Raw genomic sequence first — 25,797 nt, 5'->3', positions numbered from 1 at the left:
CACACAACTTCAACACAATTCAGAATAGTGTCCAGGTTGTGTCGCACACAGGCACCTCAATTCAGCAATCTTGAATTACTTCCGTAAAATATTCTCCATCTTCTTTCCTTTTGCCAGTTCATCAATCAGCTTATCCATATACCGGATTTCCCGCATGAGCGGTTCTTCAATATCTTCCACCCGCACACCGCAGATGACGCCCTTAATCAATTCGCGGGACGGATGAAGCTGCGGAGCCTCTTCAAAGAACGTCTCAAAATCTGTCTGCTTTTCCAGCTGCATGTCCAATTCTTCTTCACTGTAACCCGTCAGCCATTGGATAATTTCATCCACTTCCTTTTTCGTACGCCCTTTCCTCTCCGCCTTCGCTATGTAAAGAGGATAGACTTTCGCAAAACTCATCGTATAAATTTTATGTTTCGTCATTGCATTCTCCACTTTTCCGTATGCATATTATAAACGGCCTTTATAATCTCCTGGGACGATCTTTCGTAATATGTGCCTTCCCGACTTTTTCATCAGCACATAATCCACAGTATAGTTCTGATCCACTTCGATTAATGCCCATATACTGAAATCTTCAATATATACTTGCCTTTCATTCGCGAGTACAATCCATTGTTCATCAGAATTAATCTCATGGTCTTTATCGATTACATTTATATATTCAGTCGTACTCCCGACAACGCTGTCGCCAGTGAAGATGAAGAATAATGCAAACACCGCAATCGCAGCGAATAATAACAGCAGTCGAATTTTGTTATTCATAGGTTCCTCCTTGAAATTCTATGAGATATCAGAGAATGAAACTATACATTTTTTCATAACCAAACGGCAGGATTGCCGCTGTCAGTAAGGCAATCAAAATCACTGCGGACATCAATATCTGCTGTTTTCTTTTTGATATGGTTTTTCTCCTAAAGGCAATCCTCCCTGCTTTTAGAATGAATACAACCATAATCCCAATGATGACAATAGAAAATGAACTGCTCAAAATAACTTCGATGACGATTCCTCATTTCCATAACCCTTTAGCTCTCAACGTTCTTTTTTATAGTCAGCATGCTTCCTTCCTGCAATAAAAGCTGGCTGACATCAGTGATCTCGTGCAAGTACACTTCGGATTTTCTTAATATTTCCAATCCAACACGATTCGAACTTAACAGATTTGCGATTTGCACATGGCAAACCTCATAAGGAGCTGTGTGGTTGTGAATATATTGCAGTAACTCCCGCAGCTCCCACTTCTTTTCAAGACTTTGCATTTCTATTTGAATCGGATAATCGAATCCTGAAATCTCTGTCTCCATAAAGTTAAAATCAAGGGACCCGCTTCCTGCATTCATTCTTTTATCTGAAGATAGATAATAATAATGTGTCATAGCACACCTCCATCCTGCTCAGAATCGCAATTATAGTACGTTTGAAAATAAAGATCATACGCACGTTTCACTATTTCTCCAAACTACTGTTGAATTAAGCTCAATATCATATCGCCTATGTACGTTTCCACAAAGGCAGCCAGGGCAATCAGCGGCAGCACGAACAGCACGTAGATTTTCACTGTTTTGAGAGCCTTCCTGCCAAAAGATATTCTCTCTTTGTCTTTCTTACATACATTTCTGATTTTACCTCTGACAGCCCGATTTAGTTCAAATAAAACTGCGGCAAATAAACAAAGTGCAAACACTTCTATTACATAATGAGGAATCGCAGATGTGATGATCTCCAAACCTTTTCTGGGTTCAAGCTGCAATAGAATGCCAAAAAGGATGCCAGGCAATAAAGAAGTTGTAAGTATGTTTACTAGATATAGAAATTGCACTGGAATGAATGCCAGGACAAACATTTGTAAAGGCACGCTAAACCCATTATTCACAATGTATGCCCCTACTTTTTTAATCCCCGTGGCCTCTTTCACCTGCTCTGGCGACCTATTATCAACCCATTCTGTTACACTCTTCACATCAGGGCTGATTATATAAGTAAGCAAGGCTGCCAATATAGTGGCAGCTGCTGCTAGTATAAAAAATGTAAAAGCTCTTTTACATGTACTGTTATTCACGATTTTAAAGATTTACGACACCTCATCCAGAATATAAATATTCAATCCATAATTGTAACGCCATCTTCCTGCTGAGATTTCCCATTGCGAAACTTTCATTATCTAATGGCACTTTTACTGAACAGCAAAGTTGCCATTCACCAGAATCCCAACCCGCGCTGTCGATTGGACAATCCAAAAGTATTATCGATAGTTCGCTATATAGTTCACTTCTTCATAGATCTCCTTGGGATCTGCAAAGGTCCATTCTTCCACCGTTATCTCCGGATGCAATTCTAAGTAAGACCTGACTATTTTGTATCCTTCGCTGTAGTCGTAGGAAGTAGGAAGTCCATTCGCGCCTCCTATTTTCATTTCCAGAATCTCCTCCCCGGCCACACTATCAAGGTACGGTTCCAGCTTGCTCCAATGATCGCTGTTAAAACTTTCGTCTAATAAAGCATGCATATGGTTTAAATTGGGATACACGAGAGTTTCAAACATCACAGCCTCCCCTTCCAATCCTACATGATCTAACCCGGTCAGAAACTCTTTTTCCGCCAGATGTTTTCCGAGCCAGACGCTGTGATGATATTCATGGGCCATGCCCGGTTTAAAATAGTGGTCGAACCTTTCATAATGGACAATAATTTTCCCAGCGCCAATTGTCGCCATATCAGAAGGGAAGTTTTCATTTTCAGGAAAAATACATACGGCAGTTTTTTCATCTGCCGGAAGAATACTGGAGGATTTCACAAGCGATTCTTCAAATACTTCATCTAACTTATCTGTATTTATGATGGTTCTGAATAGTGTCCAAATCGTTTCTTACACAGGCACGTTTCAACGCTATGCAGCGCTTACAAATAAAACTCCCAATAAAAAACATTTACACATAAAATAAAGGTAAAGATCACTGTCAGGATCCAAAAAGCCCTTTCGTACTTGCGCAGTCTCTTACTTCTCATTTTGACAAGTAACACTCCACTGCTGGCCAGGGCCAGTACGACATACAGAAAATTGCAGAATAAAAACGGTTTGAGAGATGAATAACTCACCATGGAAGCAGTTTTATTAAATATCCAAAACAGATTGAGCGCAAAGAGCAGATGCAGCAAATGTTGGACAAATAGAAGCGAGTACATGCTTTTTTTACTCCGGACCTTTCGGAATACCGCTAATGCCATGCAGAACAAGGAAAACACAATAGCCAGCAACCCGAGTATAATTCCAGCCCATTCCAGCAGATGTTTAGGATAGGGAATGTACAGCAGATCTGAATACATATTTGATAACAGCTTCCCGCCTTGCGGGCCTGCTGAATACACATCCATACTGTACATGCTGAAATCACTTTCCGTTTGATAAATGCCCGGCTCGAGCTGCGAATAAGATAAACCGTTCGTCCTAACATCGTGCGGCCCGCTCTGTTTCGTATGGCTTCTTAACAGCAGTCCATACACCTTGCTGAATCCGTGCCGGGGCACCCGGGCCGGTTCATAAATACCTTTCCATTGTGAAGAGTCTTCCAATCTGCTGTCATTTTCACTATGTGTATAGTTACCGAAAACCAGTTCAGGTATCCCTGCTGTGAACGTACTTTCATTTTCACTATTCGTCAGCACCAAAGCTCCAGTGCGTTCTTTTCTATCCACATAAAAAGAGGAGCTGAACGCCTTGGTGTTTCCGCCATGGCCATACACATGCCCGCTCTTTGACGGTAAATAAAATAAACCGTTTGCGACCCTCGGGATATTGGTTGCGGGATAATACAGCGTCGGCTCAAACAGCGTATCAATCGTGGATTCATCCGAAAATAAAGAGGCTCCATCTTCAGCCGCCAGCGCATGCAGCAATTTCTGAAGATCTCCAGCTGTCCCTATCGCACTGCCTGCCGGATACAACGGAATGGCGTATAAGTTCGGTTCGATTACTTCCAGTTCATTCGAATAGCCCTTCACCTTTCCCCTTTGCTCTTTCACCCATTTATTATCATCTTGTTCGGGGTCTATCGCTGTTTTCGTCATGTGAAGGGGCTCGAAGATATTCTTCCGCACATAGTCCCGGTAATCCAGGCCGCTGATTTCTTCTACAATGTACGCAGCGAGTGCACTACCATAATTCGAATACGCCACCACCTCCCCGGGAGAAAATACTTGCCGGACATCCGCCGATTCCAGCACTTCCCGCAATGAATTCTTCCGGGCTGGGCGGTGAATCATCAAGTCGGTAAAGCTGTCATCAAAACCCGCGGTGTGATGCATTAAATGCCGCATCGTGACAGGTTCCTTAAGCTTTGCTTTAGGAAGAAAATCATTCGGCAGATACGTATCGACAGCTGTGTCCAGATCCAGCTTGCCCGACTCTGCCAACTGCAGAACACTGATCCAGATCAGAATCTTCGAAACCGATCCCCATTCAAAAACTGTATTTTCTGTTACCGGAATCTGTTCTTCTCTATTAGAATAGCCTTTCATCTTGTATATCACGTCATCTTGGTCCAGCACAATCGCTGCCAGTCCCGCGATCTCCGCTTCATGTTCCTTCATATACATCTCCAGCTGATCTTCCAAAGTAGAAAACTCACTTTCGGAAAACGCGGAATGAGAAGTCCATGCAATTGAACTCACAAGCAGCAGAAAGCAGATGAACATTTTAAAAACCTGACGACTGCCCACTATGTTTCCGCTCCCCTTCCCCAAACAGTTTCATTTTGGAATCTGGTACCTAGATCTGCTTACTTCTTCTTTACTCTGTAACCGCCCGGATCTCATTTATCGCATTTGTAAAACTCGGATCAGGCGTACTTATCTTATGCCCTTCGGCAAGCGAGATGTAATAATCCTTATTTGATAGTTGGAAGTAGTTTTGATTTTCCTGCTCTTTTTCAAAATAAATGGTGTATTTGTGATTGGAGTTTGTTTCTAATTCCCAGCTTCCACCCATCTCCATGACAACATTTGCCGATATTCTATGGGCAGAATAGCCATCTTTATTTTTGAATAGTTCCCCTGCAGAATACATGTTTTTCTTGAGTTTGATCACCAATAGTTCTTCGTCATTCGTTGTCGTAATCAAGTCAATATTCCCTTTAATTTCATCGCTTTGAATAAGATCTTCTATAGCCTCTTCTTTTGACGGGAAATAGCTTAATTCATCATCTTCGCTGCAGGCAGATAAAAATAAAACACTGGTCATCAGCAACATCATGATAAAACGTTTGATCATACGTACACCCTACTTTTCTATTAGTAAAATTGATAAATGAACTGCGCTTGATTCCCAAAGTCACTGATATCTTCTGCGCTTACTACTGCTGCAAGCTCGACATAAACCAAATCTTCCAATCGAAAACTCCTTCAAATTCAAAAACCTCTGCATCATCAGGAACCGGAATACCGTCTTGGATATATCCCATTTCATACCCCGGCTCCTCATTTACAAATACAGTCTCCACGTCCTCAGCGTCCTCAAACGGTCCATTCATTTGAAATGTTTCTCTAATTGCCCATTGACCATCTTCTTCATGAACCTCAGCTACCCAAATATCCTGATCATTCATCATTCCTCTAAAAACCAGTAATTCTAACTATCCATTCACTTGATGAGATCCATACACATGAGTTTCTCTTTCATCGTTTTCAACCAACATCAACTGTAAAGCATCCTCGGGGGTATCCGCTGAACTCTGACTTTTTTCAGAGCATCCTAAAAGTAAAAGCGCCAGTGAAAATGCAAGAATCATAAAATTTCTCTTCATTTTTTCACCTCTTCCAGTCAGCTCTCCAATAAATCATTCAGCTTAGAAAACCTGCCAATACATGATTAAATTCGTTGTAATTGTCGACATTGGCGTTATGCGCAGCATCACTTATTACAGCTACTGGATACCCGGTCCGGGCTGACCATTTATAATTATATTTCTTCACATTCCCCGTATGATCTTTTTCCCCAATTACTAATAAGACAGGAAAGGGAAATTTAGCTGTTTTAGTTCTCTTAAGTAATTCTTTATAGGATATGTCCATGATGTTGATAATTTCCTCTTTGCTAAGTTTAGAAATCGAAGAAAACATAACAGCAAACGCATAATCTGTTCTGGTTGCACCTTTGGAAATACTTTTGATTAACATTTTATAAGGAATTAAGGAAGATAAATAACCTACCCTAGATAAGATAAACCTTTCCCGTCTCGAATAGTAATAATATCCAAAAGGAGTGGCACCAACGCCTACCAACCCCTCTACATGTTCAGGGTAACGGACTCCAAACTCCTGGCAAACATAGCCGCCTAAAGACTGACCCACTAGTACAACTTTGCATATGTTTTCTTGAGTCAATATATTTTTTAATACGTCCGCAATGTTTGTGAATGTAAAATCCTTGTAATATCGGGACTCTCCATGCAGCGGCAGATCTAAGGTGATAATTTTACACTCGTTAAGGAAATAATTAACTTGCTTATCAAACATCGAATGGTCAGCCGTCATGCCGTGTACAAAAACGAGACATTTTGCATCAGATCTTTGATTGCCCCCAATCCAATAATATAAATCTCCATTTTGAGTATGTATGAATTTTTTCTCCATGGTTATTCTCACACCCCTTTTCTTCAATCAAATAACTTGAAGCTGACTGCAGTCTCCTTTATTTGAAATCCAAGCAGATTTTCCATTAAACTATTTTTAGCGTGCCTGTGCGCCACACAACTCGGACACTATTCAGAATTGTTTCCAAGTTGTGTCGCGCACAGGCACCTCCAAATAGAGATTGGCGAAGGGAAGGTCATTCATGTCACCGAAAAAGCGCTATACGAACCTGGATCATATGAGCAGCGGAAATTCCTTGCACGATCTCTTGCGCTGGCAGAGCGAACGCAGGAAGAATCCAAAAGACCTCAGCTTGTCGATCGAACAGGCGCCTTCTAAAGAAACCAGCCGGCTATTTGCCAACAGAACCGTAGCTTCTATCACCTGGATCGGACACTCCACATTTTTAATTCAAATGAACGGACTCAATATGATTACCGATCCAGTCTGGGCGTCCCGCATGCCGATTATGAAACGATTGACGAAACCCGGCATCAAACTGAACGAGCTGCCGGAAATCGATGCCGTGCTTATTTCTCACGGTCATTATGATCACCTGGATTTCGCGACCATTAGGCGTTTGAAAGGCAAGCCGACTTATTTCGTTCCTGCTGGTTTGGGACGCGCATTCAAAAGACGGGGTTATAAAAAAGTAGTCGAGGGAGAATGGTACGATTCCTTCCTGCTCGATGACCTGACATTCACATTTGTGCCAGCGCAGCATTGGACGAAACGGACGCTGACCGATACGAACACTTCCCATTGGGGCGGCTGGATTATCGAAAGCAGGGAACATTCCGTCTATTTCGTCGGTGACACAGGCTATTTCCGCGGCTTCAAGGAAATTGCCGCTAGGTTCACTATCGACACCGTGCTGATGCCGATCGGCGCCTATGAGCCCGATTGGTTTATGAAAGTCGACCATATTAATCCAGAAGATGCGGTGAAAGCATTTTTGGAGCTGAATGGAAAGACATTTATCCCGATGCATTATGGTGCCTATCATTTAGCTGACGACACCGGGCCAGAAGCGATTGAACGACTGGATGCAGAGTGGAACAGACAGCAATTGAATGCCTCTCAATTAAGGAAATTACTTATTGGGGAAACGCACTGGCTGTGATATATTCACGGACCAGCTGCAGCATCTTTTCCTGCATTTCCTCGTCATTCAGTTCTTTGTCAATCGAATATCCTATGTGATAAATATGTCCTTCATAATAAGCGTAAAATTCATTGGCAGCTGTCCCCACAACAGCTATCCCTTTATCCGTTTCTTCATAATACCGATATAATAACGCACTGTCGGTAGCGAGAACTTGTTGATACACAGGCAGATCTTCCGTTAGCTGTTCTTTCCTGATCTCATTTCCAACAGAGTCAGTTTTCTCTGTACTATCGTATGATTCAAGTGGATTTTTATCAGCTTCCGTTACCGAAACAATGAAAAAGTCATCGGATAAGCCATACTCATCTGTGCCAAAATAGCTTAACTGCACTTGATTTTTCACGTTACCATTCTCGTCTTTGGATGTGACCAGATACACTTTCTGCTCGTCAGTCTGGAACGGAAGCTTCGTAAGATCAATCGTCTTTACAGCGGTTTTCATTTTTTCGGATAATGAGGTATCTGATTCGATAATTGGAATCGGTTTATAGTAATTGACACGCTCTCGTTCATCCAGATGGTCGTAGGATTTGAAGTATTCGCTGAACGTCAAGCCTTCACCTTTTACTTTTTCCAAGTCTGCCTGATCCGTCGAACAGCCGGCTACTATACTGCTGAAGAATAGCAGCAACAAAATGAAGCCTGATATTCTTTTTACCGTCATACACAAACTCCCCTTCATGCTGAATTACATAACTTTCCTATATCTGACGGCAAATGCTGCCAGCATGGAACCGATGAGTAAGATGAGAATTGCGCCTGCAAGTATTAGCGCATAGTTCGGTTTATTCGAGAAATAACTTCCCAGGAGTATCGCTGGAAACATTGTCATCGAAACAAAAGTCATCCTGCCAAGCGAAGTGATTTTATGTGCCGTATCACACTCGCTGCACGTTATCGGTCTGTAATTTCGCCACAGTGAAGTGAAAATCGTCTTCCATTTAAACTGCTTGCCGCAGTTTTCACATTTTTTCAAGATAGAACCACCTCGCATTTATATCTCCTGAAATAGTCGTGTAAACTCATTCTTAATTCAGGAAATCTTTTCCTCTATGATAAGCTAAAGCTAATAGCTTTACTAGGGGAGGATGATTTTGCACCTTATTTTCTATGTACCTGTGTGCCACACAAATTAGATACTATTCAAATCAGTGCTGTACATAGCCATCCAAAAAAACAGCAGCACGAACCATTGAAGGTACATGCTGCTGTTTTTTCATTTATTTATACAAAGATATTCACCAGCAGGCCGGCGAGCAGGATAATCAACGCTCCGCCAAGTCTGGATGAAATCTGGGCAAACGGCATCAGCTCCATACGTTTTGCTGCTGAAAGAACAGCGACGTCCCCTGTTCCGCCCATATTCGCCATACAAAGACCTGCTGTAATGGCTGCTTCGATTGGATAGAAGCCTACCAGTTTGCCGACAAATCCTGCACCGATAATCGCACCGAGCACCACACCCATTACAATGAACACATATTGAATACTCAAAGCTGAAAGAATAGCTCCTAAATCGGTATAAACTACACCTACGCCGATCAACAGAGCAAGTGTAAAGTTTTTCGATACGAATTGATACCATTGACTTGCGCTTTCTTCAATATAAGCAGGCAGCAGATTGGCTGCTTTCACCGCAGCGACCACGATGATCATGATGGCATACGGGTGAATTGGAATGAATTCACCGAGAATCGTTCCAATCATATAGAAGGAAGCTGCAGCCACCAAGCCTACTCCCATCTTGCTGAAGTCAGCTTTCAAAACAGGCTGTTCATACGTGAATCCTTTGATCAGCTGTCCGTTCCCTGTCAAACTTGGGAATTTATTGCCGAGGGCATTCAAGCCGGCAGCGAAAATGATGGCAAATACATTACCAAGCGCTAATGCCGGAATCAAAAGTGACATATAGTAGCTCGTATCTTTCCCGAGAAGCTCGGAATACACCTGCGCCATCGGAACAGCTCCTGCCCCAAGGCCACCTCCCATGATCGGCAGTGTCATGACAAGCACAGAATCCTGAAGTGAAAACCCGACAAGCGCGCCGACAAGTGCAGCCAGAATAATTGCCCCTGCAATTCCTGCGAGCAGCGGCAAGGCGTAACGGACACCCGCCTGAACTAAAACTTTAGAATTCATTCCTAAAATACTGCCTGTAATTAATGCGGCGATATAGAAATTAAGAAAGTCGCCCGCTTTCATAAATTCGGAAATACTTTCGACTGTTCCTGCAGGCATTAGTCCCGAATATGCAAGGTAAGATGACCCGAAAATGGCAACAATTGCACCGCCTCCGAGAAGTGACTTGACAATCGGTGTATGATCGCCGATAAAACCGAGCAGTTCACCAAGTACAATCATGATCAGCAGTGCACCAATCAACCCTGGCGGCAGAACGCCCATATACATACTGGCGATTGCAATGGCTGAAAAGCCTAGGAACCATCCGATCGGCAAATTAAAAATCGTAACTTTTTGCGATAATAACGGATTTGCATCTATCTCTAACGTTTTTTTTGTATCCGCTGCATTTGCCATCAGTTTTCCTCCTGTCTTTTCAAATCGAGCATCTTAGCCAGTTGGCAGATTTGTCTCGCCCGCTTGATGATTGGTTCATCAACCATTTTGCCGTGTAATTGGAATACCGCAGCGCCGTGTTCTTCCACGTATGCCATAATTTCCGCTGCTTCCTCTTTCTCAGCCTGCGTCGGCTGGAAAATTGAATTGACACTATCCACTTGCGCCGGGTGGATAGCAAGCTTACCGCCAAAACCAAGTCCCTTCACCATTACCGCTTCTTTCTCCAGCCCCGCTGTATCCCTGAAATCAACGAATACTGTATCAATCGGCTTTTGCAGTTCAGCAGCACGTGATGCAAGAACAATTCTTGAGCGTGCATATAATAACTCCGTTCCTTCTGCTGTCAGTGTAGCTCCGATATCCAATCCAAAATCCACAGAGCCGAACGCCAGTCGCTTCACACGGTCTGATGAGCAGCCGATATCAAAAGCATTCTGTACACCGAGCGCTGTTTCAAGCAAAGGTAAAATCTCGACATTTGCCGGAACGTCCAATGAAGTCAGCAGCTGATCCAGCGCCATAACATCCGCATCGCGATTCGTCTTTGGCAGCATAATCGCTCTTATTGTATCCGCTTTCACCGATGCGACAGCTTGAATATCGTCTAAAAAGTAAGGTGTTTCCATGGAATTAACACGCACAACCACAGATTTGGCAGTCGCAGAGAGAGCGGCGCATACTCTCTCACGTGCATCCGCTTTCTGATCAAGCGCCACAGCGTCCTCCAAATCATAAATGATGACATCAGCAGGCAGCTGCTCCGCCTTCGCAATAACCTTTTCATTATTTCCTGGAACAAACAGTAATGATCGCAGTAACATCGCTAGTCCTCCTCAGATTGTGTTTGTATCTTTACATTTTTGAATAAAGTCTTCATCAAAATTAAATTCACGCAAGATGCTGTCTGTATTTTCGCCGACGGACGGAATCGCTTCCATCACTGGTTCAAAGTCTTCAAATGTTGCAGGCGGCAGCAAAGCCTGAATCATGCCGTTCGGTGTTTTCACATCACGCCAGCGGTTACGTGCCTGAAGCTGCGGATGCTGGACAAATTCTTCAACAGAGTTCAGTCGTGCATTTGCAATCTTCGCCTTTTCGAGCAGCTCGATTAATTCATCTGCAGTATAGGCAGAGAAGCCTTCTTCAATGATTTTCTTCAGTTCTTCTTTATTTCCGACGCGGGCTGAATTGTTCTTATATTTTTCATCCGTGATCAAATCCGGGCGCTTCATAACCGTTTCTGAGAATGAGGCCCATTCCCTGTCATTCTGTATGGAAAAGAATACAAACTTTTCATCCTTCGCGGGAAATGGTCCGTATGGGAAGATCGTTGCGTGACTTGCTCCTGATCTGGCTGGTTCCGTGCCGCCGTAATGTGAATAATAAAGCGGATAGCCCATCCACTCGCCAAGCGCTTCGAGCATGGATACCTCAAATACTGAACCTTTCCCTGTCCGGCTCCGCTGAATGATCGCTGTCAGAATTCCTGTATACGCATACATTCCGGCCGCAATATCCGCTACAGAAACACCGGCTTTCGATGGTGTATCTTCTGTTCCTGTGGTCGAGACAAGTCCCGCTTCACATTGAATCAGCAAATCATATGCCTTTTTATCGACATACGGGCCGTATGAACCGTAGCCTGAGATGCCGCAAACAATCAACTTCTCGTATTTCTCCTTCAAAACCTGCGGGCTGAAACCTAAACGATCAACTGCGCCTGGTGCTAAATTCTGTATAAAAACATCCGCTTCTGACAACAGTTTGTGCAAGATTTCTTTTCCTTCATCACTCTTCAAATTCAGTGTCAGAGATTCTTTTGATCTATTGATCCAGACAAAGTGACTGGATAGACCGTCAACTGTCGTATCGTAGTGTCGGGCAAAATCACCGCTGATCGGGCGTTCTATTTTAATGACTCTGGCACCGAGATCGGCCAGCTGTCTTGTAGCAAACGGAGCTGCAACAGCCTGTTCCAATGAAACGACTGTGATTCCTTCAAGTGGTAACATCCATTTCTCCTCCTTTGGATTCTGGATACAGAATACTGTATCAATAGTATATCGATTTTTTTAAGTTGTCAATCAATTTTTCTTTGAGGTAGAATTTCCTTTTAAAATCGCTATAATGGAGAGAACAGATGAATGGGGTGCATATCAAAATGGAACCAATTGCCAAACTATCAACCAGAGACCAAGTCATCGCAACGTTGAGGAAAGCGATTTTTAACGGTGACTTAAAGGACGGGGAAGAGTTAATTCAGGAAGATATCGCCGCTAAATTAAATGTCTCCAGAATGCCTGTCCGTGAAGCGTTCTATGCGCTGGAGCGCGAGGGACTGCTGACGACCAATCAAAAACGCCGCGTCACAGTTAAAGGAATTACACATAAGGATATTCAAGATCACTACGATATTCGTGCCATGCTCGAAGGCGAAGCCGCAGCAAGAGCAAGCCAAAAAGAATTCGACAAAGACGAGCTGCTGGAAATTCAGAAAGATATTGAAACCGCAGTAGCTGGAGGGCAGACAAAGGATTACATCGTCGCCAACGAGCATTTCCACCGCATTATCTGGAAAGCTTCAGACAGTGAACGCCTGCAGTCCTTCCTCGATCAGATGTGGAACGGCCTCCCCCCTCATCTTGCCGAGATGCTTGGAGAGCAGATGAATAAATCAGTGGAAGAACATAAAATAATTGCCGACGCCATCATTTCCGGAAATGACAAAAAGGCCCGCGAAGCAACGGAAACTCATATCCGTCGAAGCATGAGGGACTTTCTTGAGAACTATTGAATTCCCGAAAGGCGGATCTAGATGATTGAACTACGCGGTCATCACATATTCTGCCTGCTCGGCTATCGCGGGATGGGCTACTCAAAGGAATATGTAGAGAATATGACGAAGGTACACACGATTTTACGAGAACAGACGGAAACCATGATTCAAATCATTCCAGGACCTGACGATTTATGTGCGAAGTTTCCTGACGACCAGCCGTACCATTGCCTAGACAAAGGGGTTTATGAACGCGACGCCGACATCCTCAAGCGTCTCGGCCTCACATTCAGCGACGTCCTCCCTGATGCGAAGTGGAACGCCGGATTTGCGAGAATGTTGTGCCGGAGGATATTGCCGTCGTATGTGAGTCGTGTTCTTGGCGGGAGTATGGAGTTTGTGAGGAAGGGGTTGGATCGGTCAGGGAGTTGAAGGGGTTACGGAAGGTTCCTGAGAATAAAGGGGCGGCCCAATACGGCACAGCTAGTCTTTGAAATAGACTGGTTGTGCCGCTTTTATCATATAAAACTTCCAACACTTACATTTATCAAGCAAACTTCCGGTTTTTCTGATGTACATTCGTTAGGAGTGAATTTTCGTGCGCACAAGATCTTGTTACGTGCGGCTGCCTGGTTGTTTGGTTCGCAGATCTCACTTTTTCGCGCGCCTAAGTCGTAAGTACGAGCGGAGCGGTCCGCATTGAAATCATCGCCGGATCATTCTCAACCTAAGAAGACGAGCGGAACTGATCCATGAGTGCAAATGGGAACTTTGAAAGTCCGATATGATCACGCGAACGACATCAATGAGTGCACTGGCAGCTTGCACGATTTAAAATAACGTTCGACCTACATGCACTCTCTCCACCTTACATTTCATTCACAAGCGACAAAACCGTTTCATATAACAGTTCTGTCCCTTCTCCACAGTCTTCTCTGGAACTCCATTCTGCCGGATTATGGCTGATGCCGTCTTGTGAACGGACGAAAATCATGCCGATCGGAAAGAAATCTTTGAATTGCATCCCGTCATGTCCGGCGCCGCTCGGTAAGCTGAAATAGGTCATGCTTAGTTTATGGCAGGCTTCTTCGATTGTCCGCTGAACAACTTCAGAGCATGGGACAGGGGCAACTCTTTGCAATGTTTCGAATGCCACCTCAACACCTCTGCCACGACATACTTGCTGTGCATATGCCATCATGTTTTCCTCAGCCTGCTGTCGTAATTCTTCGTCAATATCCCGAAGGTCAAGTGTAAATACCGCTTCAGAAGGGATGACATTCACACCGCCAGGCTTCACGGAAATCTGGCCGATGGTCGCCACCAGATTCGGATAACTTTTCGCTTCTGATTCTATGAACTGCATGATTTCCGAAGCAGCCATGAGCGGGTCTTTCCGCAGATTCATCGGTGTTGCACCTGCGTGTCCAGCCTCTCCGGTAATGGTCCATTTCATCCAAAGCGGGCCCGCGATCCCCGAAACGGCGCCTATTGCCAAAGCCTGATTCTCCAGCACCCGTCCCTGCTCGATATGCAGTTCTACATATGCTTTTACAGCTGCCGGATCTTTCGCGGCGTCTGCAATCAATTCAGGATGAAGCCCCGAGTCCTTCATTGCCTGTGCAATCGTCATCCCATTTTCATCGCGCTGTTCCAGATCCGTATCGGTTAACGTACCGGCAATCGCCCGGCTGCCAATCATCCCGAAGCCGAAGCGACTGCCTTCTTCATCCGTAAATGCGATTACTTCAATCGGATGATCATGTGATATACCTTGTTCACTCATTGTCTGCACTACTTCGATACCGGCAAGCACCCCGAGCGCTCCGTCGAACATACCGCCATTCGGAACCGTGTCGATATGGGAACCCATCAAAACAGCCGGTGCATCTTGTTGCCGTCCTTCTTTCCTGCCAATCAAATTTCCGACCGCATCTTCTCTGACCGTCATGCCGGCTTCCGCCATATACGAAGAGACCAACGCCTTTGCTTTACGTTCTTCTTCTGTAAAAGAAAAGCGAGTGACGCCTCCGCCAGCCTGCTTGCCGATCTCTCCCAATTCCATCAACCGAGCCCAAAGACGGGTTGGATTGATCATTTAGAAGCCTCTTTCTCGCCGTTCTCTTCTTTCATTTGGAATCGGAAGTGGCAGTTGCCTTCTTTCAATACATATTGATCGTGCACCACTTCAAAATTCGGATTAAATCCTTTGGCGATGGACGGGTCAATCATATGGCAATATAGTATTCCATAGTCTTCCATCCCATCCTTTTTCCATTGCTCTGCGAACGCGCATTTAGTAAATGTCTGTTCAATCTCCGTCGGATGAAAAGTTGTTTCATATTCAAATAATTCACTACGTCCCATATCATAATTGGATAAGTAATTGTCCATCGTATTCGGTTTTCCGGCTGCTGCGGCACGGCGGGCAATATCGCGGCCGCGTTCTTCACCGAAAACGCCGACACTGTCCATCATCGCCCGCTCGCCTTCTTCTTTACCGAACTGCTCCACGACCGACTTGGCGATATGCGCAAAGAGTTTTGCCATTACGGCAAACATCGTGGAAGCTTCATGTCCTGCTGATTGCTGCGCTGCATTGTAGTACTTCGACGCTTCTTTAATCTCTTCCTCGTCAAACAGCTTTTCAAATGAAAATAGCGATTGTTCCGTCAACTGTCCGTCCATTTCCTCCTGCTGCCCGTCCACAACTTGCTGAACACCGGCCCGCATCATCTGTTTCCCCTCATCCCCGAATCTGCTCGTAAGAATTTCCTCTATATGAGCCATCAGCTTCGCCGTAATCGTGTACATGGACACCGGTTTTAAATCTACTTCTTCACGCATTTGCCAACACTCCGTTTCGTTTACTGGATTCATTTACTATCTCAAAAGCCTGCGTTAAATCTGCAATGATGTCTTCTGCATCCTCAAGCCCAGCCGACAAGCGGATGAGTCCATCTGTAATACCTGCAGCAATCCGTTCCGATTCAGGCAGCGATGAATGGGTCATCGTTGCCGGGTGCTGCACGAGGGTTTCGGGATCACCAAGACTAAAGGAAATCATCGACATTTTCAAGGCATCCATAAATGAAGTAGCCGCTGCTTTCCCGCCTTTCACCTCAAATGAAACGATACCGCCCGTCCCCTTCATTTGCTGTTCGGCAATTGCATATTGTGGATGAGATTTCAAGCCCGGATAAAATACTTTTTCCACTAGTGGATGACTTTCCAGAAATGTCGCGACCTCATGAGCATTGCTGCAATGACGCTCCATTCTGATTCCAAGTGTTTTCATTCCCCGTAAAATCAAAAATGCATCCCACGCACTTAATACTTGCCCAAGGTCGCCCATGATCTGACTGCGTATGAACTTGATGAATTCCGCATCTCCGACAATTACGCCCGCCATCACATCACCATGGCCATTCAAATACTTCGTGGCACTGTGAATAACGATATCCGCTCCCAAGTCCAACGGTTTCTGCAAGCATGGCGACATAAATGTATTGTCTACAATCAGCGGAAGATCATGGCGTTTCGTCACTTTTGCAATCGCTTGGATATCTAAAATAGTCAGCAATGGATTGGACGGTGTTTCGATATAGACTGCCTTTGTATTAGGCTGTATCGCCTCCATGATGCAATTGATATCCGTACAATCCACCAAACTGAATGTAATCCCGCAACGCGGCGCTAATGTCGTTAAGAAATGATACGTACCGCCATAGACGTCTTTCGTGACAATCAGATGATCTCCACTCTGCAAGATGCCAAACAGCACACTCGATATAGCGGCCATCCCTGAACTTACTCCAAGGGCAGACTCCCCATTTTCGAGCGCCGCCATTTTATCCTCCAATTCACGCAATGTACTGTTGCCGTATCTGCCATAATAAATCCCGTCTCTTTTTCCCGACACCGTGTCAGACGCCATCTCATGAGTTTCAAACGAGTAAGCCACAGCCGGCACGATCGGCTGGACGACAGCACCTGTTTTTCTTGTTGCTGCCGGCTGGCCATGAATAAGTTCCGTGCTAACTCCCCAATGTCTAGTCAATATCAAAACTCCAATCGTTTTATTATTCATTCTATTATAATTTCTCTATTTTACATAAGTCAAATGAATGTTTATAATACATTGTATGAATAAAATTAATAGTTGAAAGAGAGGAAACGTATGTCACTGCCAAAGTACGAGATTTTCAGAACAGTCGTCGAATTGGGGAGTTTATCAAAAGCCGCAGAGTCGCTTCAGCTCACCCAGTCTGCCGTCAGTCATGCCATTGCCAGCCTGGAAGCTGAATTCGGATTTACACTATTAATCAGAAACCGATCCGGAACGAGTCTGACCGAGAATGGTAATCACATGCTGGTATATATGCAAGAAATGTTGAAGCTCAACGAACAAATGCTGCAGGAAGCGTCTAAGATAAACGGCATCGAAACAGGAATCGTCCGAATTGGCACGTTTCCAAGCGTCTCCATTCAATGGATTCCTCTCATTCTGAAAACCTTTCAAAAGGATTATCCATTAATCAACATCAAGCTGTACGAAGGAAACTATCATGACATTACCGAGTGGATTTCAGAAGGGAAAATTGACTTCGGTTTTTTATCCCTCCCTGTGGCAAGTTCTTTTGATACTATTTTGATCAAAAAAGATCCACTGTTGTGCATCATCCCGGACACACATCCACTTTATCATAACCAACTGATTCACTATAGGGATCTTCACCAAGAGCCATTTATCATGCCTAAATCCACAATCGATAATGATGTCAGCAGAATCTTTAAAAAGCATCAAATCACACCGTCTATCCAATATGAAATCGAAGAAGACCAAGCCATCATTGCAATGGTACAAAATGGCCTCGGCATTAGTATCCTGCCTTCCATGATACTGTATCGTCTCCCTGATACTGTCCGCGCCATCCCGCTGGAAGGAAATTATTCCCGTTCCATCGGCATCGCAGCCACTTCTTTTAAACGCCTTTCCCCGGGAGCGGAGAAATTGATTCAGCATATTCAGGACCGGGTGCTATGATCGTTTTGTCGGTGCCTTTTTTTGACGGTGCCTGTGCGCCATACAATTCTGAAACAATTCAGAATAGTGTCCGAATTGCACCGCGCACAGGCACCGCTTAATATCCACTTTTAATTTTTTTAAAACCAATTGACAAATCATCAATATAGTTTTACTATTATTAAAAAGGTTTTAAAAAAAATAAAGGTGGTTTTATAGATGAGTGAAACAATTTACGGTAATACACCATGTATGTTAGGTGCGAAAAATGTATCCGCTTCCAAGGACTTTTCAGATGTCGATGTTTTAGTATACGGTGTTCCTTGGGAAGGTGCGGTTACTTGGGGAGATTACACAGGCTGTGAATTGGGACCGAAAGTAATGCGTCTCACTTCTGCGCGATACTCAGGTTATCTTCCTGAACTCAATGATATGGATGTCTTCGAACATGTAAAACTCGGTGATGTTGGCGATGTAGATGTCGTGCCGGCAGATGTGGATGAAACAATGGACCGTATCACTGCTTTTACTTCTGATCTATGGAAGTCCGGTAAATTCGTCGTCGGGCTCGGTGGAGATCACGGGGTGACATTCCCGATCGTTCGCTCCATCACTGACCAAGGCAAAAAAGTCGGCATCATTCATTTAGACGCACATTACGACAATCTGCCTTCTCACAACGGAGATCAGTTCGCGCGATGCAGCCCGTTTGCTCGTCTTTACGAACTGGAAGGTGTCCGCAACGAAAGCATTATTCACACAGGAATCCACGGTCCGCGTAATATTCCGCAAAGCGGTCGCAACGCGAAAGCTGCCGGAGCTGTTACGGTTTCGATTAATGATATTCGTGAACATAAAGATATTAGAGCAATGGCGAAAGAAATCTATGACATGGCATCAAAAGATGTTGACTGTGTTTACTTGACTATTTGCAGTGACGTACTCGATTTCGCTTTCAACCCGGGCGGCCCTGTAGACGGAAACGGTTTGACTTCCTATGAACTATTAACAATGGTTCATGAAATCTGCAAACTCGGCGTCATTGGCATGGACTTCGTGGAAATCTATCCACAGCAGGATCCAAATCAAAACTCTGCACACTTTGCGTCTACACTCATTCTTTATGCTCTTGCAGGAAATATTTTGCACAATCAGCAGAATGAAACGAAGTAATTTTGCACGCGGCTCCTCAGCCATCGGAACTCAATCGCTGAAATCACTCGATTTTTTGCCGATTATATAGGAAACTAGATAAGATGATCTTGATACTGAGGAGTGTTTTTTAAATGAAAACAAATGACTATTTATTCGAAACGTATATACGGATGGCAGATGCAATTTACAGCATCTTTAATGTGAACTGCGAAGTGGTTATCCACGACATCACCAATGTAGGATCGTCGCTGATCTATATGAAGGGCGATGTGACTGGAAGAAGCGTCGGAGCTCCAACCACGGAAGTCATTTTGCGGGAATTGAAGAAAAAGCCGGAAGACATAAAAGACCTGAACGGCGTTATCACGAACACCGCCCGCGGCAAAATGATCAAAACTTCGATCGTTTTCATCCGCAATGAAGCGGGACAGGTCGTCGGATTCATGGGTATTAATTTGGATATTACGGAAGCGAACCGGCTCCATCAGATGCTTGGGGAGATGATTCAGCCGGATGAAAGTCATGACGGACAACAGTTTGACGAGTCTTATGCAACACATATTGACGAAGTGTTTGATCAGATTACGAAGAGTACGATTGTAGAGTTGGGGATCGATATTGAAAACTTGAAACGCGAAGACCGGATTAAATTCGTGCGTCACTTGGAAAATAAGGGAATGTTTCTTATTCAAGGGTCTGTGGATCGGATTGCCGAGTTAGTGGGTGTATCGAAACAGACAATCTACAATTCACTCGAGGAAAAGTAAAGTCTCTTTTCCTCGTTCATTCGTAAGAAATTCAGGGGGATAGGAAAATGACAGCTAATTCTACAATTTCAGATACGGGCAATAAAAAAGGATTGATGGCAAAAATCAAAGCCATGGGCCCTGGTGCGATTATCACAGCTTCTTTCATTGGCCCGGGCACCATTACGACTGCGACCAGAGCAGGGGCAGGTTTTGGCTACGCAATTTTATGGGCGGTTGTATTTTCTATAATTGCCACTATTGTTCTGCAGGAAATGTCTGCACGATTAGGGGTCATTACGCAAAAAGGGCTCGGCGAAGCGATTCATGATCAGTTTCAGAAGCCTTTGCTGAAGTTCGCATCGATCTGGCTTGTAATTATTTCTATCGGAGTCGGCTGTGCTGCTTATATTTCAGGTGATTTAATGGGTACCTCATTAGGCATCTCTACCTTGACAAATATTCCTGCCAATGTTGTAAGCCCTTTCATCGGCGTTGCTATTTTGATTCTGGGGCTGTCAGGCAGTTATAAATTGATTGAAAAACTGATGATTACGCTGGTAGTCATTATGAGTCTGACCTTCATCACGACGATGATAGTCGTCAAACCGGATCTTGGCGCGGTATTCGCAGGTTCTGTGATTCCTACTATCCCTGCCGGCTCTATCATCATGATTATCGCACTCGTTGGAACGACGGTAGTTCCTTACAACTTCTTCATTCATTCCTCTATGGTGCAAGAACGCTGGACGAAAGCGAGTGATCTGAAAGAAGCTCGCTGGGATACGATTATTTCTATTTGCATCGGCGGTTTAATTACAGCGGCTGTGCTGATCACGGCAGCAACCACGATGTATGGAATGGATGTGACAAGTGTTGCAGATCTTTCCTATCAGCTGGAACCATTATTCGGCTCATGGGCGAAAACATTCATTGCAATCGGGATTTTTGCAGCAGGCTTTTCTTCCGCGACAGCCAGCCCTCTCGGTGCAGCAGTCGCTATCAGCAGCGTGTTGAAATGGGAAGGCGGCATGAAGAACAAGAAGTTCAAAATGGTTTTTGCCGCTGTTATTATCATCGGAATCGTTACTTCTGCTATCGGCTTCAATCCGCTTGATGTATTGCTAGTTGCACAGGCATTGAACGGAATTCTTCTTCCGATCGTTGCTATTTATCTGTTCATTATCATGAACAATAAGAAATTGCTGGGCAATCATCGCAATACAGTGCTCCTCAACATCATTGGGGCGATAGTCATTCTCATCGCTGTATTCCTTGGCGGCTACAGTCTGCTCGACGCCATCCAAAACTATCTATAAGAATGAACGGCACTTCCCTGCTGCACGTCGGGGGAGTGCTTTTTTATTGTTTAGCGACAGCAATTCCGGGGAAGTATGGTATCGATGGACATACGCAGGAAAACTTATCTGACAGGTTTTGAAATCAAAAATTCTTACAGAAAAGGATGATGACAGGATGAATCAGAAAAATAATAAGCAAGACCAAAAGGATCAGCAACTGGAACAATATCGTCATGAAAACAACGGTCCTGATAAGCAAATGACTGAAGAAAGCGGCAACAAAGTCTCTGATGACCAAAAGTCCCTGCGTGCAGGAAAACGCGGCCCTCTTCTCATGCAGGATTTTCATTTTTATAAGAAGCAGTCACATTTCAACCGTGAACGAATTCCTGAAAAAGTTGTCCACGCACGAGGATTTGGCGTATATGGAGATTTCGAGCTCTATGAGTCTATGAAAGAATACACGATGGCAAATTTCTTGCAAGAACCAGGTAAGAAGACTCCTCTTTTCGTACGTTTTTCTAACTTTGTCGGCAGCAAAGGTTCAAAGGACACAGCAGTCGATATCCGCGGATTTGCGGTGAAATTCTATACCGAAGAAGGAAACTATGACTCGCTTTCCTTGCAGTTCCCTGTCTTCGTAATGTCTGATCCAATGAAATTCATGGAAGTGACACATGCTGCTAAGCCGAATCCAAAAACGGATCTGCCGCAGGCGACAGTCGCCCATGATAATTTCTGGGATTATGTCGTCAACAATCCGGAGTCTGCCCATATGGTTATGTGGCTGATGTCGATGCGCGGACGTCCGAGAAGCTGGAGAATGATGGAAGGCTATCCGGTCAATACGTTCCGTTTCGTTAATGATAAAGGTGTGTCGACATTCGTCCGATTCGTCTGGAAACCGAAACTGGGTGTTCACTCCCTGAAGCTGGATGAAGCCAATCTAATCGGCGGTGTAGACCCCGATTTCCACAGACGGGATATTATCGCGGCGATTGAAACGGGTTCCTACCCTGAATACGAACTGGGCGTGCAGCTGATTGCCGAAGAAGATGAGTTCAAATATGACTTTGATCTTCTTGATGATACGAAATTGTGGCCTGAAGAAGAAGTTCCACTGAAGATCATCGGGAAGATGACACTGAACCGCTTAGTCGACAATTTCTTTGCTGAAGAAGAACAGTCTGCATTCAACCCGTCGAATCTCGTACCGGGCATTGAGTTTTCGAATGATCCCGTCTTGCAGGGCCGTTCATTCGCTTACCGTGATACGGAATTATATCGTCAGAATACACCGAACTATGAAGAGCTGCCGGTCAACCGCCCAATTTCGGAAGTGAATAATAATCTCCGCGACGGTCATTACAAAGTGCCGATTGATACGGGTACCGTTCATTACCATAATAACTCGATGGCCGGCAATACGCCTGCTGAAGTCCCGCCGGAAGAAGGCGGCTATGAAAATTATCCAGGCAAAGTCGAAGGGCATGTCACGAGGGAACATCCGAGCGATTCATTCGAAGATTACTTTACGCAGGCACGAATTTTCTGGAACAGCTTGAGCAAACCAGAGAAGGATGATCTGGTCGAATCGTTCAGTTTCCATATCGGTGGCGTCAACAATAAGGAAATACGTCAGCAGAACGTGGAGATGTGGGCAAATGTAGATGAGGAGATGGCTGCCCGGATTGCTGAAAACGTGGGGGTTAACCCGCCGAAGAACAAGCAGGTCAAAACGGACAAGAACTATCCTTCGCTCAGCCAGCTGAATTCTCCGCACTCCGCGATGACACAGAAAGTCGGTGTCTTGGTCGGAGACGGATTTAATGGAAAAGAACTGCAGAACACACTTGATACGCTCAGTAAAAGTGGTGTCCTGATCGAAGTGATTTCCGAAAAACTGGGGCCTGTGAAGGGCGATGACGGCACGGAGCTGATGCCTGCCAAGTCCTTCCTGACATCGCACCCGGCCTTGTACGACGCAATTTACGTGGCGGGTGGAAAATCGGCCAATCAGATGATGTTCGACCAGCATCTTCATGATTTCATCCGCATGCAGTTCATGCATTTAAAGCCGATCGGTGTAGCGACCGGCCTGGAAACATTTATTTTGAAAAAAGATGCGCCCGGCATCGTGCTAGCTGCGGGCAACTCGGATTTCCCTGAACAATTTGTTGGAGCGATTGCAAAAAAGCGTTTTTGGGACCGCATTTGATGTGAGTAACTGACTAACGAAAACCTGGGGGCTTCAGCCTCCAGGTTTCATTCCAGACTTAAAATTATTGCAGTACTTCCGGCAATTGGCCGCGAAGTACTTTTTTGATTTACCCGAAAAGGAAGGCTGTGAGTAAACAGCCCGCCAGTTCATCCCCGCTCACTCATACCTCCCGTTAGATGAATGAACCTCCACATTTTCCCGGCCTTTATCCGTCTCTACATCGAACTTATAGACAGTGTAAGTAAACGGCTTTTTCGTGAAGTAATCAGTATCTTTATCGGATCTCTGAGATACATAATTAACATTGACGTAACGGGCACCGTAGCTCATATACGATTCTGTCAAAAGTTTTTTGGCTTCATCGGCTGTCAATTGAAAGTTCTTTGAGCCGGCCATTTTGTACGTATAGCCGTCCAGCTTCCACTTGCCTGACTCTTTTTTAAATTTATAGTCGACAAATCCGCCATGCGCCAGACCGTCCCACAGCTCTATTGTCTGGACATGCAATGTTTCAGGTGCAGGCTGCTTGAAATCAAATCGAATTTTCGGCTCGAACCGAAGTGTCGGGAACAAGAATGAATCACACTCTGTACAGACGTTTGGATAATCGTCTTTCAGCAGACCGTCTGTGAATTCCTTCGTTGCATAGGCAAGTAATTTCGGACGGATCGTATTGAACGACTGCTTATTGCGCTTGCCTTCGATTAACGTCATTTCCGTAAGATGCGGAAGACGGTTGGACAAATCCCATGCTTTTTCCTTCGTTACAGCCTTTGTGTCTGGACGTTCCTGAACCGCCTTAATTGAACGATTTAAGAACTCTGCATAATGTGCACGTGTGACAGCGGTATTAGGTAGAAACTTCCCCTCGTCCCCTTTTGCTACACCGCTTGAATAGAGCGCATTCGCATGTGTATACCCCCAATGGCTGCTGTATACATCTTCGAATGCATGCTGTGCCGTCATATTAAAGTCAAACGCTAAATCCAGCACTTTCGCCATCTGAATTCTTGTAATCGGCGCGTCCGGATTGAACTTACCATTCGATCCACTGACAATACCCGCCTGTGATAACTTCATGATCGGTGTGTAATACGGATGGCTTTTCGGGACATCCGAATAAAATGCTTTTGCGGCAGAAGGCTCTCTCAGTTTCAAGGTTTCATTCAATAGTTTAGCCACGTGCTTGCGGCTAATCTTTTCATTCGGGCGGAACGATCCATCTGGATAACCGTTGATGTAGCCTGCTTTTTGCATAGACTGAATGGCCTCATAGTTCGGATGGGATTTCGGCACGTCTTTGAACTCTTTCGCGGACACCTGACCCGGTGCTCCCGCGGTAAATGACAGCAGCAGTAAAAGTCCTGTCCAGGCCGCAATTTGCAAAAGTTTCTTCATATAATTCCTCCTCACTCTCCTATCATTCTAGCAATATCTGGAATGTACGTAAATAGGTCAATAGGAGAGTTCAGAATTTTTGCGCATAATAGCAAAACCATTTTAGAAATGAGAAAAGCTGTCTTGCCATCCTCATTCGCCTATGATAGTATGTAAGCAATCACTTACATACATAGGAGATGATTTTTTGCCCACGCGCAATACATCTGAACGTATTTTGGACGCTGCGGTTCAATTAATCAGCGAAAAAGGCTATGCCGCTGCCACCACACGTTCGATTGCCCAGCTTGCTGAGGTCAATGAAGTCACCGTATTTCGTCATTTCGGGAGCAAACGGGGTATTTTAAGAGCTATTATTGACAAATTCTCTTATGGACCAGTCTTTGAAAACGTCATTCAGTTCGACGTTCAGTATGAATTGGAGAAAGATTTACTTCATTTCTCAAAAAAGTATTTTCAAACCATGCTGCCGATCAAAGATCTCGTCTTAATCGCGTTTAAAGAAGCGGGCGCATTTCCTGAATTTGATGAAGAGCTCGGCAGTGTTCCCCGTGCCCTTAAAGAACAGCTGATTTTGTATTTCGCCGAGATGAAGAACAGAGGGAAAACTATCGATTTGAATGAAGAGGAAATTGCTCTTTCCTTCATTGCATTAAACTTCGGTCATTTTATTTCCCATATACGATTAGGGAAAACTGTGACAAGCTTAGATATTCAGAGCTTACTGCAAACCAGCGTCTCCATTTTTTCTAGGGGCTTAACTCCCTAGAAAAAATTTTATTACATATGAAAG

At 44.5% G+C, this 25,797-nt stretch carries 28 protein-coding genes; 9 read left to right on the top strand and 19 right to left on the bottom strand.

The window, feature by feature from the left end:
• Positions 1-75: 75 nt before the first annotated feature.
• The 10 genes from NCCP2331_RS03215 to NCCP2331_RS03170 all read right to left on the bottom strand — a co-directional run bounded on the left by NCCP2331_RS03215 (position 76) and on the right by NCCP2331_RS03170 (position 6,633).
• Positions 76-426, bottom strand: coding sequence for a DUF2200 domain-containing protein (locus tag NCCP2331_RS03215; protein ID WP_251668465.1), 351 nt, complete (start codon positions 424-426; stop codon positions 76-78).
• Positions 427-453: 27 nt separating this feature from the next.
• A complete protein-coding gene (locus NCCP2331_RS03210) occupies positions 454-768 on the bottom strand; it encodes a hypothetical protein (RefSeq protein WP_153723583.1) in 315 nt (104 codons plus the stop codon).
• Positions 769-1,031: 263 nt separating this feature from the next.
• A complete protein-coding gene (locus NCCP2331_RS03205) occupies positions 1,032-1,382 on the bottom strand; it encodes a hypothetical protein (RefSeq protein WP_251668462.1) in 351 nt (116 codons plus the stop codon).
• A gap of 83 nt (positions 1,383-1,465) precedes the next feature.
• Positions 1,466-2,065, bottom strand: a complete 600-nt coding sequence (locus NCCP2331_RS03200) for a stage II sporulation protein M (RefSeq protein ID WP_264879265.1) — start codon at positions 2,063-2,065, stop codon at positions 1,466-1,468.
• A gap of 183 nt (positions 2,066-2,248) precedes the next feature.
• Entirely contained in the window at positions 2,249-2,842 is a 594-nt protein-coding gene (locus tag NCCP2331_RS03195; protein WP_483882475.1) for a DUF2268 domain-containing putative Zn-dependent protease, read from the bottom strand.
• A gap of 62 nt (positions 2,843-2,904) precedes the next feature.
• The gene (locus NCCP2331_RS03190; RefSeq protein ID WP_251668457.1) at positions 2,905-4,722 is read right to left on the bottom strand and encodes a serine hydrolase domain-containing protein; all 1,818 of its coding nucleotides are present in this window, start codon (positions 4,720-4,722) and stop codon (positions 2,905-2,907) included.
• Between the two features lie 70 nt (positions 4,723-4,792).
• A complete protein-coding gene (locus NCCP2331_RS03185) occupies positions 4,793-5,272 on the bottom strand; it encodes a hypothetical protein (protein WP_153723587.1) in 480 nt (159 codons plus the stop codon).
• 82 nt (positions 5,273-5,354) lie between these two features.
• Positions 5,355-5,609: a hypothetical protein gene (locus tag NCCP2331_RS03180; RefSeq protein ID WP_153723588.1), complete on the bottom strand. Its 255-nt coding sequence runs from the start codon at positions 5,607-5,609 to the stop codon at positions 5,355-5,357.
• 24 nt (positions 5,610-5,633) lie between these two features.
• Entirely contained in the window at positions 5,634-5,804 is a 171-nt protein-coding gene (locus NCCP2331_RS03175) for a hypothetical protein (protein ID WP_153723589.1), read from the bottom strand.
• A gap of 37 nt (positions 5,805-5,841) precedes the next feature.
• On the bottom strand, positions 5,842-6,633 hold the full coding sequence (locus NCCP2331_RS03170) for an alpha/beta fold hydrolase (protein WP_153723590.1): 792 nt from the start codon (positions 6,631-6,633) through the stop codon (positions 5,842-5,844).
• A gap of 202 nt (positions 6,634-6,835) precedes the next feature.
• Between NCCP2331_RS03170 and NCCP2331_RS03165 the strand changes: the two genes are divergently transcribed.
• Positions 6,836-7,756, top strand: coding sequence for an MBL fold metallo-hydrolase (locus NCCP2331_RS03165; RefSeq protein WP_251668456.1), 921 nt, complete (start codon positions 6,836-6,838; stop codon positions 7,754-7,756).
• Here NCCP2331_RS03165 and NCCP2331_RS03160 read toward each other — a convergent pair.
• From NCCP2331_RS03160 to NCCP2331_RS03140, 5 genes are all read right to left on the bottom strand, one after another.
• The gene (locus NCCP2331_RS03160; protein ID WP_251668455.1) at positions 7,731-8,465 is read right to left on the bottom strand and encodes a hypothetical protein; all 735 of its coding nucleotides are present in this window, start codon (positions 8,463-8,465) and stop codon (positions 7,731-7,733) included. The two genes, NCCP2331_RS03165 and NCCP2331_RS03160, sit on opposite strands and share 26 nt — an antisense overlap.
• Positions 8,466-8,489: 24 nt before the next feature.
• Entirely contained in the window at positions 8,490-8,777 is a 288-nt protein-coding gene (locus NCCP2331_RS03155) for a TIGR04104 family putative zinc finger protein (RefSeq protein WP_251668454.1), read from the bottom strand.
• 248 nt (positions 8,778-9,025) lie between these two features.
• Positions 9,026-10,339: a 2-hydroxycarboxylate transporter family protein gene (locus NCCP2331_RS03150; protein ID WP_153723594.1), complete on the bottom strand. Its 1,314-nt coding sequence runs from the start codon at positions 10,337-10,339 to the stop codon at positions 9,026-9,028.
• A complete protein-coding gene (locus NCCP2331_RS03145; protein WP_153723595.1) occupies positions 10,339-11,202 on the bottom strand; it encodes an HpcH/HpaI aldolase/citrate lyase family protein in 864 nt (287 codons plus the stop codon). The genes NCCP2331_RS03150 and NCCP2331_RS03145 overlap by 1 nt, the downstream gene beginning before the upstream one ends.
• A gap of 12 nt (positions 11,203-11,214) precedes the next feature.
• Complete coding sequence (locus tag NCCP2331_RS03140) at positions 11,215-12,393, bottom strand: CaiB/BaiF CoA transferase family protein (protein WP_251668453.1); 1,179 nt, start codon at positions 12,391-12,393, stop codon at positions 11,215-11,217.
• A 128-nt stretch (positions 12,394-12,521) separates the two neighbouring features.
• Here NCCP2331_RS03140 and NCCP2331_RS03135 point away from each other — a divergent pair, with 128 nt between their 5' ends.
• Positions 12,522-13,175: a GntR family transcriptional regulator gene (locus NCCP2331_RS03135; protein WP_153723597.1), complete on the top strand. Its 654-nt coding sequence runs from the start codon at positions 12,522-12,524 to the stop codon at positions 13,173-13,175.
• Positions 13,176-13,196: 21 nt separating this feature from the next.
• Positions 13,197-13,589 carry a DUF1284 domain-containing protein gene (locus NCCP2331_RS03130; RefSeq protein WP_309296355.1) on the top strand — a complete coding sequence of 131 codons (393 nt, stop codon included), beginning with the start codon at positions 13,197-13,199 and terminating at the stop codon, positions 13,587-13,589.
• Positions 13,590-14,025: 436 nt separating this feature from the next.
• Here NCCP2331_RS03130 and NCCP2331_RS03125 read toward each other — a convergent pair whose 3' ends face one another.
• Genes NCCP2331_RS03125 through NCCP2331_RS03115 form a run of 3 tightly spaced genes read right to left on the bottom strand, consistent with a single transcriptional unit; the run spans position 14,026 to position 17,220 of the window.
• A complete protein-coding gene (locus tag NCCP2331_RS03125) occupies positions 14,026-15,255 on the bottom strand; it encodes a Zn-dependent hydrolase (protein ID WP_251668450.1) in 1,230 nt (409 codons plus the stop codon).
• Complete coding sequence (locus tag NCCP2331_RS03120; RefSeq protein ID WP_251668448.1) at positions 15,252-16,004, bottom strand: L-2-amino-thiazoline-4-carboxylic acid hydrolase; 753 nt, start codon at positions 16,002-16,004, stop codon at positions 15,252-15,254. Before NCCP2331_RS03120 ends, NCCP2331_RS03125 begins: the two co-directional genes overlap by 4 nt.
• Entirely contained in the window at positions 15,997-17,220 is a 1,224-nt protein-coding gene (locus tag NCCP2331_RS03115; RefSeq protein WP_251668483.1) for a trans-sulfuration enzyme family protein, read from the bottom strand. The genes NCCP2331_RS03120 and NCCP2331_RS03115 overlap by 8 nt, the downstream gene beginning before the upstream one ends.
• A 117-nt stretch (positions 17,221-17,337) precedes the next feature.
• On the opposite strand from NCCP2331_RS03115, the gene NCCP2331_RS03110 reads away from it, so the two are divergent.
• From NCCP2331_RS03110 to NCCP2331_RS03090, 5 genes are all read left to right on the top strand, one after another.
• A complete protein-coding gene (locus tag NCCP2331_RS03110) occupies positions 17,338-18,204 on the top strand; it encodes a LysR family transcriptional regulator (protein ID WP_251668446.1) in 867 nt (288 codons plus the stop codon).
• 198 nt (positions 18,205-18,402) lie between these two features.
• A complete protein-coding gene (locus NCCP2331_RS03105) occupies positions 18,403-19,356 on the top strand; it encodes an agmatinase family protein (RefSeq protein WP_153723600.1) in 954 nt (317 codons plus the stop codon).
• Between the two features lie 113 nt (positions 19,357-19,469).
• Positions 19,470-20,105 (top strand): helix-turn-helix transcriptional regulator, encoded by a 636-nt coding sequence (locus NCCP2331_RS03100; RefSeq protein ID WP_153723601.1) that lies wholly within the window; start codon positions 19,470-19,472, stop codon positions 20,103-20,105.
• Between the two features lie 47 nt (positions 20,106-20,152).
• Positions 20,153-21,403 carry an Nramp family divalent metal transporter gene (locus tag NCCP2331_RS03095; RefSeq protein WP_251668444.1) on the top strand — a complete coding sequence of 417 codons (1,251 nt, stop codon included), beginning with the start codon at positions 20,153-20,155 and terminating at the stop codon, positions 21,401-21,403.
• Positions 21,404-21,560: 157 nt separating this feature from the next.
• A complete protein-coding gene (locus tag NCCP2331_RS03090) occupies positions 21,561-23,603 on the top strand; it encodes a catalase (RefSeq protein ID WP_251668442.1) in 2,043 nt (680 codons plus the stop codon).
• A 159-nt stretch (positions 23,604-23,762) separates the two neighbouring features.
• Here the strand turns inward: NCCP2331_RS03090 and NCCP2331_RS03085 are convergent, their stop codons facing one another.
• Positions 23,763-25,004: an S-layer homology domain-containing protein gene (locus tag NCCP2331_RS03085; RefSeq protein ID WP_251668440.1), complete on the bottom strand. Its 1,242-nt coding sequence runs from the start codon at positions 25,002-25,004 to the stop codon at positions 23,763-23,765.
• Between the two features lie 187 nt (positions 25,005-25,191).
• Between NCCP2331_RS03085 and NCCP2331_RS03080 the strand changes: the two genes are divergently transcribed.
• Positions 25,192-25,773 (top strand): TetR/AcrR family transcriptional regulator, encoded by a 582-nt coding sequence (locus NCCP2331_RS03080; RefSeq protein ID WP_251668438.1) that lies wholly within the window; start codon positions 25,192-25,194, stop codon positions 25,771-25,773.
• The last annotated feature ends 24 nt before the right edge of the window (positions 25,774-25,797 follow it).

The organism is Sporosarcina sp. NCCP-2331, assembly GCF_023707945.1.
Lineage (GTDB): Bacteria > Bacillota > Bacilli > Bacillales_A > Planococcaceae > Sporosarcina > Sporosarcina cascadiensis.
Note: the sequence above shows the minus strand (reverse complement) of the source record. Positions and strands in the feature narration are given on the sequence as shown.